This window comes from Kitasatospora sp. NPDC058184 (assembly GCF_042883725.1).
In the GTDB taxonomy this organism is placed as follows: domain Bacteria; phylum Actinomycetota; class Actinomycetes; order Streptomycetales; family Streptomycetaceae; genus Kitasatospora.
Genome location: NZ_JBHVVE010000005.1, coordinates 223,678 through 236,965, shown reverse-complemented (window position 1 = coordinate 236,965; position 13,288 = coordinate 223,678). Strand labels below are relative to the sequence as shown.

13 protein-coding genes and 1 tRNA gene are annotated in these 13,288 nt (G+C 74.2%); 5 read left to right on the top strand and 9 right to left on the bottom strand.

Annotation, left to right across the window (positions count from 1 at the left end; translation table 11 throughout):
- Position 1: 1 nt before the first annotated feature.
- The gene (locus tag ACFVXH_RS11810; protein ID WP_380775683.1) at positions 2 to 202 is read right to left on the bottom strand and encodes a hypothetical protein; all 201 of its coding nucleotides are present in this window, start codon (positions 200 to 202) and stop codon (positions 2 to 4) included.
- Between the two features lie 229 nt (positions 203 to 431).
- On the opposite strand from ACFVXH_RS11810, the gene ACFVXH_RS11805 reads away from it, so the two are divergent.
- The 3 genes from ACFVXH_RS11805 (at position 432) to ACFVXH_RS11795 (ending at position 2,407) form a co-directional block, all read left to right on the top strand.
- Positions 432 to 962, top strand: a complete 531-nt coding sequence (locus ACFVXH_RS11805; protein ID WP_387822535.1) for a carboxymuconolactone decarboxylase family protein — start codon at positions 432 to 434, stop codon at positions 960 to 962.
- A gap of 219 nt (positions 963 to 1,181) precedes the next feature.
- Positions 1,182 to 1,826 (top strand): class I SAM-dependent methyltransferase, encoded by a 645-nt coding sequence (locus tag ACFVXH_RS11800; protein WP_049654410.1) that lies wholly within the window; start codon positions 1,182 to 1,184, stop codon positions 1,824 to 1,826.
- Complete coding sequence (locus ACFVXH_RS11795) at positions 1,823 to 2,407, top strand: TrmH family RNA methyltransferase (RefSeq protein ID WP_049654411.1); 585 nt, start codon at positions 1,823 to 1,825, stop codon at positions 2,405 to 2,407. The genes ACFVXH_RS11800 and ACFVXH_RS11795 overlap by 4 nt, the downstream gene beginning before the upstream one ends.
- 109 nt (positions 2,408 to 2,516) lie before the next feature.
- On the opposite strand, the gene ACFVXH_RS11790 is transcribed toward ACFVXH_RS11795, so the two are convergent.
- From ACFVXH_RS11790 to ACFVXH_RS11780, 3 genes are all read right to left on the bottom strand, one after another.
- The gene (locus ACFVXH_RS11790; protein WP_387822531.1) at positions 2,517 to 4,163 is read right to left on the bottom strand and encodes a hypothetical protein; all 1,647 of its coding nucleotides are present in this window, start codon (positions 4,161 to 4,163) and stop codon (positions 2,517 to 2,519) included.
- 71 nt (positions 4,164 to 4,234) lie between these two features.
- Positions 4,235 to 5,137, bottom strand: a complete 903-nt coding sequence (locus tag ACFVXH_RS11785; RefSeq protein WP_117488493.1) for an ABC transporter ATP-binding protein — start codon at positions 5,135 to 5,137, stop codon at positions 4,235 to 4,237.
- 32 nt (positions 5,138 to 5,169) lie between these two features.
- The gene (locus tag ACFVXH_RS11780) at positions 5,170 to 5,553 is read right to left on the bottom strand and encodes a hypothetical protein (RefSeq protein WP_387822528.1); all 384 of its coding nucleotides are present in this window, start codon (positions 5,551 to 5,553) and stop codon (positions 5,170 to 5,172) included.
- A 240-nt stretch (positions 5,554 to 5,793) separates the two neighbouring features.
- Here ACFVXH_RS11780 and ACFVXH_RS11775 point away from each other — a divergent pair, with 240 nt between their 5' ends.
- Complete coding sequence (locus tag ACFVXH_RS11775) at positions 5,794 to 7,146, top strand: sensor histidine kinase (protein WP_387822525.1); 1,353 nt, start codon at positions 5,794 to 5,796, stop codon at positions 7,144 to 7,146.
- Positions 7,098 to 7,742 carry a response regulator transcription factor gene (locus ACFVXH_RS11770; protein ID WP_049654418.1) on the top strand — a complete coding sequence of 215 codons (645 nt, stop codon included), beginning with the start codon at positions 7,098 to 7,100 and terminating at the stop codon, positions 7,740 to 7,742. Before ACFVXH_RS11775 ends, ACFVXH_RS11770 begins: the two co-directional genes overlap by 49 nt.
- A 63-nt stretch (positions 7,743 to 7,805) precedes the next feature.
- Here the strand turns inward: ACFVXH_RS11770 and ACFVXH_RS11765 are convergent.
- From ACFVXH_RS11765 to ACFVXH_RS11745, 5 genes are all read right to left on the bottom strand, one after another.
- Positions 7,806 to 7,879, bottom strand: a tRNA-Thr gene (locus ACFVXH_RS11765).
- 81 nt (positions 7,880 to 7,960) lie between these two features.
- Positions 7,961 to 8,611 carry a leucine efflux protein LeuE gene (gene leuE / locus ACFVXH_RS11760; protein WP_380775693.1) on the bottom strand — a complete coding sequence of 217 codons (651 nt, stop codon included), beginning with the start codon at positions 8,609 to 8,611 and terminating at the stop codon, positions 7,961 to 7,963.
- 108 nt (positions 8,612 to 8,719) lie between these two features.
- Positions 8,720 to 10,393, bottom strand: a complete 1,674-nt coding sequence (locus ACFVXH_RS11755) for an alpha/beta hydrolase (protein ID WP_387822521.1) — start codon at positions 10,391 to 10,393, stop codon at positions 8,720 to 8,722.
- Between the two features lie 132 nt (positions 10,394 to 10,525).
- Positions 10,526 to 11,767, bottom strand: a complete 1,242-nt coding sequence (locus ACFVXH_RS11750; RefSeq protein WP_074001772.1) for a hypothetical protein — start codon at positions 11,765 to 11,767, stop codon at positions 10,526 to 10,528.
- A 235-nt stretch (positions 11,768 to 12,002) separates the two neighbouring features.
- The gene (locus ACFVXH_RS11745; RefSeq protein ID WP_387822887.1) at positions 12,003 to 13,214 is read right to left on the bottom strand and encodes a DNA polymerase III subunit delta'; all 1,212 of its coding nucleotides are present in this window, start codon (positions 13,212 to 13,214) and stop codon (positions 12,003 to 12,005) included.
- Between the last annotated feature and the right edge of the window lie 74 nt (positions 13,215 to 13,288).

Genomic DNA, 13,288 nt, shown 5'->3' with positions numbered 1-13,288 from the left:
GCTACTCCCGGTACTCCTCCTCGTCGTGCCGGACCGGCTGGGTCTGTTCCACGACGTCCGCGACGTTGGTCGCCGGGTCCGCGCCGACGGCCCGGCGTTCGGCCACCTCGTCGTACGTGTCGCCCTCGGGTGCCGGCTCGTCGGGCTCGACGGTCTCGGCGGTCTCGTCGATCAGGTATTCCTCGTGCTGTTCCTGCGGCATGGCATCCGTCCTCACTGTTCGGAGGCCTTCACGGGCGTTCGGAGGCCTTCACGGGCCCGGCTGGCGTACTCGCAGTATCCGCCGCCCGGCGCCGGGACGCGACGCGCCGACGACGCTCCGGCGTTGCCGGGACTCCGGCGGACCCCCGGCCGACCGGCCAGATTGACCCACGAAACAGCATCGTGAATGACCCAGGGGACGGGTGCATTCCGCTCCTAGGGTCGTAGCCATGACGACGAACGAGAGCTCCCGGACCACCGAAGCCACCCGGACCGCCCGGACCACCGAGGCCGCCCGGACCACCGAGGCCCTCGCGGGCACCGCCCGCCTCGACTACGCCCGCACCGCCCCCAAGGTGTTCCGCGCGATGATCGCCCTGGACGCCGCCGCCCGCGAGGGCCTCGACCCGGCCCTGGTCGAGCTCGTCCAGATGCGCACCTCCCAGCTGAACGGCTGCGCGTACTGCCTGGACATGCACGCCAAGGACGCCCGCAAGGCCGGCGAGACCGACGAGCGGATCTACCTGCTGCCGGTCTGGCCGGACGCCCCCGCCGGGGTGTACACCGAGCGCGAGCGGGCCGCCCTGGCCCTGGCCGAGGAGGTCGCCCGGATCGACGGTGGCGTCTCGGACGCGGTGTACGCCCGGGCCGCCGCACACTTCGCGGAGGCCGAGCTGGCGCAGCTGATCTCGGTCTGCTTCACCATCAACGCCTGGAACCGCATCAACGTGGCCACCCGCAAGACCCCCGGCGCCGCCTGACCGCGCCCACCGTCCGCGCCGCACGGCCGTCCGCACCGCCGTCCGCACCGCCGTTCCCGAGCCGCGTCCCGGGCGACGGCGAGTGCACCGGCGGGAGCACCCGTCCCGGGCAGCGGCCGGAACGCCGTCCGGGCCACCGGGGGTACGATCGGTGCCGTACAAAGGGCTAACCCACACCCACCCGGTGGCCCCGAGGCCCATACGAACGACGGGGAAATCATGTCCGGCTCGCACTACTTCACCGGTGCACCCGAGGTCGCCAGCGACCGCCGGCCGATCACGGTCTCCCTGCCGGACCTCACCCTGGAACTGACCACCGACACCGGGGTGTTCTCCCGCACCCGGCTCGACCCGTGCACCCGGATCCTGCTGGAGCACGCCCCGCAGCCGCGGGTGCGCGGCCCGATCCTGGACATCGGCTGCGGCTACGGTCCGATCGCGCTGACCTGGGCGAGCCGCCGCAAGCGCCTCCCGGTCTGGGCGGTGGACGTCAACGAGCGCGCCCTGGAGCTGGTCCGGCTGAACGCCGAGGCGCTGGGGCTCGGCAACGTCCAGGCCTCCCTGCCCGACGACGTCCCCGAGGACGTCCGCTTCGCCACCATCTACTCCAACCCTCCGATCCGGATCGGCAAGGCCGCGCTGCGCCGCCTGCTCACGCACTGGCTCGACCGGCTGACCCCGGACGGCTCGGCGTTCCTGGTGGTGCAGAAGCACCTGGGCTCGGACTCGCTCCAGAAGTGGCTGAACGAGCAGGGCTACCCGACCAGTCGGGTCACGTCGGTCAACGGGTGCCGGATTCTGGAAGCGCGGCCCCGCCCCGAGGTGGGCGAGGGCTCCGAGAGTGGACGAGGTACGACGACGTGAAGCAGCTGCGCGGGACCGAACTGAAGCGTCTGCACCGCTCGTGGCGGCGCAGCAACGAGTTCCGGCTCGCGATGATCCTGGAGAACCTCCAGTCGCCGTTCAACGTCGGCTCGGTGGTCCGCACCGGCGCGGCGATGGGCGCCGAGAAGCTGTACCTGGTCGGGGACACCCCGTCGGTGCGCTCCTCCGGCGCGCAGAAGGCCGCGATGGGCACCGACAAGTACCTGAAGGTGGAGCACTTCCCGACCATCGCCGAGGCGGTCGCGGCGGCCAAGGCGGACGGCTTCAAGGTCGTCGGCCTGGAGCTGGCGGACGAGGCGGTGCCGATGTTCGCCGCCGAGCTGACCCCGGCGGTGGCCTTCATGCTCGGGCACGAGGACCGCGGGATCACCCCCGAGGCGCTGGCGCTCTGCGACCAGGTCGTGTTCGTGCCGCAGCTGGGCCGGGTCGGCTCGCTGAACGTCTCGGCGGCCGCGACGGTGGCCTGCTACGAGGCGCGCCGGCAGGGCTACGCGATCAGCGGCACCCCGGACGGCGACCTCTCGGGTGACCTCGCGGGCGACCTCGGCGACGACGAGTAGTAGACGGCGAGAAGGAGACGACGGGCAGGCGGGCGACACCCCCTGGGTGTGCCCCGAAGCCCGAGGGCAGCCCGGACCGTCCGCCGACGGCCCGGGCGCCCGTCTCCGGTCAGCCCTTGACGTTCCGTCGGGCTGCGCCGACCAGGAACACCACCGCGAGCATGGCCGCGGACAGCGCCCCGACCAGCAGCGGCCCCGGACCGCCCGGGCTGCCGTTCACGCGCACGGCCCCCATGAAGTCGACGGCGGCGACGTGGTTGACGAGGACCCACCAGAGCGGCAGGTAGACCACCTGGAAGAGCCGGTGGCTCCGGCTCACCACCCCGAGCACCATGGCCAGCGAGGGGACGAACAGCGCGCCTCCGAGCCAACTGGCCGTCCCCGCACCGTCGCCCGCCGCCAGCATGCGTATCAGCGGGGCGGCACCCGTCACCGCGGTGAGCACCAGCCCGGACGCCCATTCGGCGAGCAGCCTGCGCCGGGCCGACGGGTAGGCCCCGAGCAGCACCTCCAGACCGTTCTCGACCTGCTGACTGCCGAGCCGGGACCAGATCAGGACCGGCCACAGCCACGCCAGGGGCAGGAGCAGTCCGGTGACGGCGTCCATCGGCAGCACGAACCCGGCCACCGTCAGCCCGGCGGCGACCAGCCACCACCAGCGGGAGACGCCCTGCACCAGGATCCGGGCCTCCCCCGCCAGCAGCCGCCCGAACGCCCCGGCCCGCCGCGCTTCGGCCTGCGGCAGGGCAGTCCGCTGTGGCTCGGCCCGTAGCCGGGTGTCCGGTACGGTCGCCCAGCGCGCCCCCGCCGTCTCCGTCCTGTCGGGCACGGACGGCTCCCCGGCCATCACCTCCGCGACGGCCCCGGCCCCGGCCCCGACGGCAGCCGCGGCCCCGGACGCACCGCCGGAGGCACGCGCGGGATCGAACCTGCCGAACCACAGGGCCGGCAGCAGCGCCAGGCCGATCGCCAGCAGCACCAGGGCCAGCCGCCCGAGGACGAACCCGGCGGACGGGTCGAACCCGCCCCAGAGGAAGGTGCCCAGCGGCTTGTCGACCTTGGTCAGCCCGAGGCTGAACCCGCCGTCGCCGACCGACTCGTGCCGGGCCTCCAGCGCCGCGCCCATCGACCGCGCGACCTGGTGCACGCCGAGGCCGTCCAGCGGCGCGGAGGCCGACTGCCCGCCGAGCGCGAGCACCATGGCCAGCACGAACCAGACGACGTTACCGAAGCCGCCCCGCAGCGGCGGCACCGTCTCGAACAGCAGCGCCGCCGCCGCGGTGAGCGCCATCAGGGGCAGTGCGAGCAGCAGGAACGGCACCACCAGGGCTATCGGGTCGACCGCGCGGTCCTCACCGCGGGCGAGCTGCATCAGCAGCGCGGTGACGGCCAGCACGCCGACCATGGAGGCGAGCACCAGCAGGTTGCTCAGGAACTTGGCCAGGAGGTAGCGGGAGTTGCGCAGCGGGGTGGCGGCGAGGACCTGGCCGACCCCGCTCGCCTCGTCCCGCGCGATGCCGCTGCGCACCACGTAGAAGCCGCCGAAGGTAAGCCAGAGCGCACCGGCCAGCGCCGTGACCGCGCCGACGTAGGCGCTGTTGTAGATGCCCCGGTGGCCGCCCACGTCCATGACCGTCCAGTGGCCGCCGGCGTCCGGTACGGCCAGGTAGCCGAGCCCGACCGCGGCGAGCAGCGTCACCGCGTACACCGGCCGGCGCACCCGGTCCCGGAAGTCGCCGACCGCCAGCCTGGCCAACGCCGACCCGACCCCCGACCCGGACCCCGACCCCGACCCGAACGCCGGACCCGTCACCGTCACCGTCGCGCTCATCGCCGCACCGCCCGCTGCTCGGTCCGGGCCGAGCCGCCCGGCCGGTGGATGACGCCCAGGTAGGCGTCCTCCAGATCGGGCACGACCCGGACCGCGTCGGGCCGCGGCGGCTCGGCGGCGAGCAGCCGCACCCGCACGCCGTTCCCGGTCCGCACCATCCGGCTGACCACGTGGCGGGCCTGGACCTCCAGGAGGTCCGCCGGGGCGACCACCGCCTCCCAGACCTGCCCGTCGATCTCCCGGAGCAGCTCGTCGGGCGCGCCCCGGCGCAGCAGCCGGCCGTGCGCGACCACGGCGATGTCGGAGGCCACCGACTCGACGTCGGAGACGATGTGGGTCGAGAGCATCACGACCCGCTCCGCCGCGAGTTCGCTGAGCAGGTTGCGGAAGCGCACCCGCTCCTCCGGGTCCAGGCCGGCGGTCGGCTCGTCGACCACGATCACCCTGGGGTCGGCCAGCAGGGCCTGCGCGATGCCGACCCGGCGGAGCATGCCGCCCGAGTAGGTGCCGAGCGGGCGCCTGACCGCCTCGGTCAGGTTGACCAGCTGGATCAGCTCGTCGATCCGGGCCCGGGCGGAACGGGCTCCGATCCCCTTGGCGGCCGCCAGGTAGGACAGGAACTCCCGCGAGGTCAGGTTCGGGTAGACCCCGAAGTCCTGTGGCAGGTAGCCGAGTTCCCGGCGCAAGCGGTCCGGCTCGGCCACCACGTCGGCGCCCTGGTACCGGACCTGCCCGCCCGTGGGCCGGGTGACCGTCGCCACGATGCGCATCAGCGACGACTTCCCGGCGCCGTTCGGCCCCAACAGCCCGACCATTCCCGGCCCGAGGCGCATCGTGACGCCGTCGACGGCCCGCTTGCCGCCCTTGTAGACCTTGGTGACATCAACCAGTTCGAGCATGTTCCCCGTCCCTCCGCCAGGAGTCATCGCCTTCACCCCTTGAGCTCCGTCTCGCGCCCGTCCCGCAGGACCGCCACGCCCTTGGGCACCTCGACCCGGTACTTCGTGTCGCAGTTGGCGATCCCCGAGCACCCCGCCCGGAGGTCGAGGACCCCGTCCTTCAGCTCCCAGGAGGCCTTGGCGCTGCCGACCTTGCCGCTGGTCTCGAACCAGCGGGTGACCTTGACGTCCTTCCGGTCGACCGCGACGAGGTCGGCGGGGGCGCCGTGCGACACGACGTTCAGCCTCTGGGCGGCGAACTCGAAGGTCCTGTCCTCGGGCGCGGCGTCCATCGCGTCGGCGCAGCCGGCGAGCGACAGCAGCGCGGCCACCACGAGAACGACCGGCCCGTATCCGGTTCTCGTACGTCGCTCCACGTCGTCCTCCTTGCGGTCGGGGTCGGATGCGCCGCTCCGGGCGCGTTTCCTGGGGCACATGAGCACGCTCGTAAGCCTGGCCGGTCCGCGGGCTTCTGCCATCTGCCGTTCGGCAGATATCCCGTATGACCAAAGGGGGAGTTTCTCCCACCGACAAGGCCTCCCCGCAGTCGTCAGAATGGCCTCACGGGCCGGCGCGACCGGGCCGCACAACGGCACCACCGGGAGGGGATCGCGTCCGTGAACAGCACGATGCACAACGGGGAGGGCCCGGCGCCGAGCGAGGAGGGCACCACACCGAACAGGGCCACGGGCTTCTCGGTGTCCACCGGACTCACCGCCCTCCGGCGGTCCCTGACCCTCAGTCGGCTCTCCGCCCTCGCCCTCGTCCACTCCCTCGGCGTCACGTGCGCGATCTCCCTCGTCGGGCCGGGCCTCGGCCTGGTCCCCCGCGCCATGGCCGGGGTGCGCGACCTGGCCGACCGTCAGCGCGCCCTGGCCGCCGAGTGGTCCGACGTCCGGTTCCCCGGACCGCCCGGCCCACTGCCGCCGGTGCCCGAGTGGGCCTCCGGCATCCTCGCCCGCTACCGCTGGATCACCCGCGACCCGCAGACCCGTCGGGAGTTCTGCTGGGTCTTCGCCGAGCCGTTCGTCGGCAGCCTGCTCGCCTTCCTGCCGGTCGCCGTCCTGCTCAACGGCCTCTGGGGCGTCTTCCTGGCCTTCTTCGGCGTCCAGCTGTCCACCGAGTGGGACGGCCTCTGGTACCAGTTCATCCCGATCGAGGGCACCGCCACCGCCGTCCTCGCCGGCGTCCTCGGACTGCTCCAATTCCCGCTCGCGCTCTGGCTCGCGCCCCACACGGTCCGCCGGCACGCCCGCCACATCCGCTCGATGCTCGCCCCGGGCGAGCAGGAGCTGCTGGCCGGCCGGATCGCCCACCTGACCGCCACCCGCAGCACCGCCGTCGACACCCGGATGGCCGAGATCCGCCGGATCGAGCGCGACCTGCACGACGGCGCCCAGGCCCGGCTGGTCGCGATGGGCATGACCCTGGACGCCGCCGAACACCTCCTGGAGACCGACCCGAAGGCCGTCCGCGCCCTGCTGGTCGAGGCCCGCCAGTCCTCCGCGAAGGCCCTGGAGGAGCTCCGCGACCTGGTCCGCGGCATCCACCCGCCGGTCCTCGCCGACCGCGGACTCACCGACGCGGTACGGGCGTTGGCCATGGTCTGCCCGGTCCCCACCGAGGTCTCGGCGGACCTCCCCGGCCGCCCCGAGATGCCCGTCGAGTCCGCCGCCTACTTCGCCGTCTCGGAGCTCCTCACCAACGTCGTCAAGCACTCCGACGCCGGCCGCGCCGGAATCGAACTCCGCTACGATCGCGGCGTACTGCGCATCACCGTCTCCGACAACGGGCGGGGCGGCGCGGACGCCCGCCGCGGCACCGGCCTGCGCGGCGTCGAACGGCGGCTCGCCACCTTCGACGGGGTCGTCGCCGTCAGCAGTCCCCCCGACGGTCCGACCACGGTGACCCTGGAGCTTCCGTGCGCATTGTCCTCGCCGAAGACCACTTCCTCCTCCGGGACGGCCTGATCCGCCTCCTCCAGGCCCACGGCCACGAGGTGGCGGCCGCCGTGGACAACGGCCCCGACCTCCTCCGGGCCCTCACCGAGCAGCGGCCGGACGTCTCGATCGTCGACGTCCGGCTGCCGCCGACCTTCACCGACGAGGGCCTGCGCGCCGCCCTCACCGCCCGCCGCACCACCCCCGACCTCCCCGTCCTGCTCCTCTCCCAGTACGTCGAACCCCTCTACGCCCGCGAACTCCTCGCCACCGGCGGCCACGCCGTCGGCTACCTGCTCAAGGACCGCGTCACCAACGGCACCCAGTTCCTCGACGCCATCCACCGCGTCGCCGCCGGCGGCACCGCCATGGACCCCCAGGTCGTCACCCAACTCCTGGTCCGCAAGGACCGCGACACCGCCCTCGCCACCCTCACCCCCCGCGAACGCGAAGTCCTCGAATCCCTCGCCCAGGGCCGTTCCAACACCGGCATCGCCCAATCCCTCTTCATCACCGAGAAGGCCGTCGCCAAGCACATCACCAACATCTTCACCAAGCTCGGCCTCCACCCCACCGACACTGCCAACCGCCGCATCCTGGCCGTCCTCACCTACCTCGACCAGTAACCCCCGCCCCCTGGGGCACGCAAAAAGGCCCAGGTCAGAAATTCCTGACCTGGGCCTTCACTGAGCCGCCTGCGGGATTCGAACCCGCGACCTACGCATTACGAGTGCGTTGCTCTGGCCAACTGAGCTAAGGCGGCACCGCTGCCGTGTGTGGCGGCAACGCGGGCCAGTCTACACAGGTTCGCGGGTGATCCGTACCCGGTATCCGGGGGCGGTGGTCAGGCGGAGGAGACGGCGAGTTTGGCGGCGAAGCCGGCGAAGAGGACGGCGACGCCGCTGGTGAGGGTGGCGGAGAGGCGCTTGCGGCGGGTGAAGGCGGTGGCGAGGGTGGTGCCCGCGAAGATGAGGAGGGAGAGGTAGAGGAAGCTGAAGGTCTGGAGGATGCCGCCGAGGAGGGCGAAGGAGAGGGCGGGCTGTCCGTAGCCGGGGTCGACGAACTGGGTGAAGAAGGAGAGCAGGAAGAGGATGGCCTTCGGGTTGAGGAGGCTGATCACCAGGGCCCGGCGGAAGGGGTTCTCGGTGGATTCGGGGGCCGGTTCGGCGGTGGGGTCGGCCGCGGCGCGGCGGTCGCGCCAGAGTTGGCGGGCGGCGCGGAGCATGCCGTAGCCGATCCAGAGCAGGTAGGCGGCGCCGCCGAACTTGACCACGGCGAAGACGGCCGGGTTGGCCTTGAGCAGGGAGGCCGCGCCCAGCGAGGTGAGGCTGATCAGGGTGAGGTCGCCGATGAAGACGCCGGCCGCGGCTCGGTAGCCGGTGCGGATGCCCTTGCGGGCCGCGACGGACAGCACGTACAGGGAGTTGGGGCCGGGCAGCAGGATGATGACGAGGGCGCCGAGGACGTACGTCGCCAGGTCGTTGACTCCGAGCACGATGAGCTCCGGTGCAGGGGAGGGTGGCAGGGGGCGCTCATCGTAACGTCGTACCGGTAATCGGTTGAAGTGAGAACCACCTGTCGGTCTCCCGGCTCCGGGCACGCCCTACCGGTCGCAGCGCTTGCCCTGTTCCGGGGCCTCCCCGGTCAGCAGGAAGCGGTTCACCGCTCCGTCCACGCAGGTGCTGTGCCGGCCGTACGCGGTGTGGCCGTCGCCGTCGAAGGTGAGCAGGCGGCCGGACTCCAGCTGGTCGGCCAGCGACCGGGCCCAGGCGTACGGGGTGGCCGGGTCGCGGGTGGTGCCGATGACGACGATCGGGGCGGCGCCGGCCGCGCGGATGGTGTGCGCCGTACCGGTGGGCCGGACCGGCCAGTACGCGCAGGTCAGGGCCATCCAGGCCATGTCGCGCCCGAAGTGCGGCGAGACCCGCTCGAACTCCGGCACGGCCCGCTGGACGTCCTCCGGCCCGCGGAACGGGGCGGGCAGGTCGAGGCAGTTCACCGCGGTGTTGGCGAACATCAGGTTGGGGTACGAGCCGTCCGCCTCGCGCCCGTAGTAGTCGTCGGAGAGCTTCAGCAGACCGGTGCCGTCGCCCGCCTTCGCGTCGGCGAGCGCGGCGCGCAGCTTGGGCCAGAGGAAGTCGGCGTACATGGCCTGGATGACGCCGGTGGTCGCCTGGGACCCGGTGAGCTGGCGGCCGCCCTCGGCGGTGGACAGCGCGGCGGCGCGGACGCCCTCCAGCAGGGCGGTGAGCTGCTCGCCGACCTGCTGCTCGGTGCGGCCGAGCGGGCAGTCCTCGCGCGTGGCGCAGTCCCGGGCGAAGGCGGCCCAGGCGGTCTCGAAGCCGCCCGCCTGGGTGCGGTTGCCGGTGGCGGAGTCGAGCGCCGGGTCCATCGCGCCGTCCAGCACCAGCCGTCCGGTCCGGCTCGGGAACAGCCCGGCGTAGGTGGCGCCGAGGAAGGTGCCGTAGGACTTGCCGACGTAGTTCAGCTTCTCGTCGCCGAGCAGGGCGCGCAGCACGTCCATGTCGCGGGCGCCCTCGACGGTGCCGAGGTGGCCGAGCGCCGCCCCGGCCTGCTTCCGGCAGCCCTCGGCGAACTCCTTGTCGGCCGCGATCAGCGCGTCGATCCCGTGCTGGTCGCCGGGGGTCAGGTCGACGGCGGTGTAGGCGTCCATCCGGTCACCGCTCAGGCAGCTGACGGGGCTGCTGCGGCCCACCCCGCGCGGGTCGAGGCCGACCAGGTCGTACCGGGCGCGCACCCCGTGGTCGTACGTCCGGGCGGCGGCCTCCAGGTACTCGATCGCCGAGCCGCCGGGCCCGCCCGGGTTGAGCAGCAGGGAGCCGAGCCGCGCGCCCGGGGAAGCGGGCGGGGAGGCGGAAGGGGCGGTTTCCGCCGCCGCGCGGGCGGCCGCCAGGGTGAGGTCGCCGTCCCCCGGGTGGTCGTAGTCCAGCGGCACCCGGAACGTGGTGCACTCGAACCCGCTGTCGCAGGGCTGCCAGGCCAGGTGTTGCGCGTAGTACGGCGCGAGCGCGGCCGGGACGGCGGCGGGCAGCGGCTCCAACGGGGTCGCCCCGGCGGCCCCGGCAGCCCCGGACGCCGCCGCGGCCGCCTGGGCGGAGGGCCTGCCGGAGCCGGCCGGGTCCGACGGGGACGCCCCCGGCGCCTCGGACGGATCGGCGCCGCACCCGCCCGCCAGCAGCCCGGCGACGACCAGCGCCGCGGCCTGCGCCCGCGTCCGTGCCCACGCCCGTACCGGCGCCCGCCCGAAGGCCCTCATCCGCCACCACTCCGCAATCGACCAGCACGTGGAACAACCCGTGGAACAACCAGTGGAGCACCCCGGAGGAAACGCCGCTGCCCGGCACCCCTCCCCGGGGTACCGGGCAGCGTAGCGCCGCCGGACGGGCGCTCAGGACGGCTTGGCCAGCGCCTCGGCCAGGAACTGCGCCGCCTGCCGGACCAGCCGCAGCCGCTCCCTGTCGGGGGTGAAGTCCTGCACGTTGTCCGAGATCCGCACGTCGGCCTTGGCCGCCGCTCCGGGGCCGGCCTTCAGCGCGGACTGGAGCTTGCGGGCCGCGTCCAACCCGGCGGAGTCGGCCTTGGCGGCGGCCAGCAGCAGCTTGGCGGAGCTGCCGGCCGGGGCCTCGGCGCCGGTCTGGGTGAGCGCGATGGCGTCGTAGCGGCCGGAGACCGCCGCGGCCGCGCCGTACAGGTCGGGCCGGGACAGTCCGGCGGCGGCCGCGCAGGGCGCGCCGCCGTCGACGCCGAGGGCGCCCCAGGAGGCCGGGCCGGGCGGCAGGGTGCGGAAGGAGGCCGCGATGGTGCCGCGCAGCGTCGCGTCGTCGGCGACGGCGGCCGGGGCGGCGGCGACCAGCTCGCAGGGGTGCGCGGTGCCGTTCGGCGCCTCGGGGGCGACCAGGATGAACGGGCGGGTCCTGCCGGTCTGGAGGGCCGAACCGATGCCCTCGAAGACGTCCGGGACCTCGGCGTCGGCAGTCTTCTGGGGCGCGGCCGCGTGCATCACGACGACCGGGAAGTGGGTGTTCGGCTCCTTGGCGTACTGCGGCGGGAGCCAGACCCGGACGTTGCGGGGGTGGCCGTCGGGGCCGAGCACGGCGGACTGGAGCAGCTCGCCGCCGCCGGGGTGGCCGACGCTGTCGAAGCGGCTGGCCACGGCGGGAGCCGCAGCGGGTCCGGCAGCTCCGACAGCTCCGGCCGCTCCGACGGCGGCGGGGGCGACCGGGGCGGCGCCGGCACCGGCGCCGGCAGCAGCGGCCGACTCGGCGGCCACCGGCGGCGCCGCCTGCTGCGGCCGGGCCGCCGCCCCCGCACCGGTCCCGCCGCCCGACCCCGCCCCCGATCCCGCGCCCGCGCTCCCCGCGTCCACCACCGGCTCCGCCCGGTCCGGCGCCTGGACGTCCCGGCCGAGGCCGCCGAAGGCGCCGAGCGTGGTGAGCACCGTCAGGGCGGTGACGCACACCCCGCAGACCATCGCCCCGGCCGCCCGCACCAGCATCGGCAGGCGGTCGCCGGCCAGCTCGTAGGTCTCGGCGGCGCGCAGGTCGCGCCAGCGCTGTTGGGCACCCCGGGCCAGCCAGATCCCGCCGAGGGCGGCGGCCAGCAGGGGAATGACGAGGAGCGAACGAACCACGGGACGCACCACCTCTGGAGGGGGCCGCGCCGAACCGGAACCGGCGCGTACGGGAGGCGACCGCCCCGGCAGCGGGCGCAGTCGGCCCCCAGCGTGCACAACGGGCGGACCGTCACACGACGGTGTGCCCGGCGAGTGTCGCTCGTTCACTCGAAGGTGGGACGGCGTATCGCCCCGGGAGGCGTACGGGTACCGCCCGCCGGAGCAATCCAGGAAGAACGGCCCCGCCCGGCCCTCAGCCCGCGCGCAGCGCCACCGTCATCGCCTCGACCGCGAGCAGCGGGTCCACGTTGCGGTCCAGCGCCTGGCGGCAGGCCAGCACCGCCTCGATCCGGCGCAGCGTGCCCTCCGCGGGCCCGGCCTGGGCCACCCGGTTCAGCGCCTGCCGCTGGTCCTCGTTGGCGAGCGCGCCGGTGGAGCCGAGCTGGATGGCGAGCACGTCCCGGTAGAAGCCGAGCAGGTCGAGCAGGGCGACGCCCAGGGTCTCCCGGCGGGTGCGGGTGGCCCGGCTCTTCTGCCGCTTCTCCAGTTCCTTGACCGCGCCGGCCATGCCGCGCGGTGCCTTGCTGCCCTCGGAGGCGCCGTAGGCGGCCTTGAGGTCGTCGGTCTCCTTGGCGTCCTGGGTCTCGGCGAGCGCCTCGGCGTCGGCCTTGGCGGTGTCGACCAGGCGCTGGGCGGCGGTCAGGCAGCCGCCGATGTCGCCGACCTCCAGCGGGATGCGCAGCACCTCCGACCGGCGCGTCCGGGCCTGCTCGTCGACGGCGAGGCGGCGCGAGCGCTCGATGTCGCCCTGACCGGCGAGCGCGGCGAGCCGGGCCGTCTCCGGGTCGACGCCGTCGCGGCGGACCAGGGTGTCGGCGACCGCCTCGGCCGCGGGGGTGCGCAGCACCAGTAGGCGGCAGCGCGAACGGATGGTCGGCAGCACGTCCTGGACGGAGGGGGCGCAGAGCAGCCAGACGGTGCGCGGGGAGGGCTCCTCCACGCCCTTGAGCAGCGCGTTCGCGGCGGCCTCGGTGAGGCGGTGGGCGGCGTCCACCAGGATCACCGACCAGCGGCCGCCGGTCGGGTAGCTGGAGGCGCGCATGACCAGGTCGCGCATGTCGCCGACGCCGATGGAGAGGCCGTCGGTCCGGACGTACTTGACGTCGGCGTGGCTGCCGGCCAGCACGGTGTGGCAGCCGTCGCAGAACCCGCAGCCGGGCGTGCCGCCGAGCGCGAGGTCCGGACTGGTGCACTGGAGGGCGGCGGCGAAGGCGCGCGCGGCGGTGACCTGCCCGGCGCCGGGCGGGCCGGTGAACAGCCAGGCGTGCGTCATCAGGGAGGCGTTCACGCCCTCGACCGGGGCGGCCCCGCGACCGGCCTCGATCGTCGCCCCGGCCGCCCGGGCTGCGGCGGTCAGCTGCTCGACCACCCGCTCCTGGCCCACCAGGTCGTCCCAGACGGCCACTGCTGCTCCCAAGCTCCGTACGGCAGCGCCGGTGGCGCCTCTTCCCCGCCGTCGAGCATACGTCTCCGCTCCGA

Bases quoted from the DNA above. Each gene is read 5' to 3' on its own strand.
- ACFVXH_RS11810 (WP_380775683.1), bottom strand. From the start codon at position 202: ATGCCGCAGGAACAGCACGAGGAATACCTGATCGACGAGACCGCCGAG.
- ACFVXH_RS11805 (WP_387822535.1), top strand. From the start codon at position 432: ATGACGACGAACGAGAGCTCCCGGACCACCGAAGCCACCCGGACCGCC.
- ACFVXH_RS11800 (WP_049654410.1), top strand. From the start codon at position 1,182: ATGTCCGGCTCGCACTACTTCACCGGTGCACCCGAGGTCGCCAGCGAC.
- ACFVXH_RS11785 (WP_117488493.1), bottom strand. From the start codon at position 5,137: ATGCTCGAACTGGTTGATGTCACCAAGGTCTACAAGGGCGGCAAGCGG.
- ACFVXH_RS11755 (WP_387822521.1), bottom strand. From the start codon at position 10,393: ATGAGGGCCTTCGGGCGGGCGCCGGTACGGGCGTGGGCACGGACGCGG.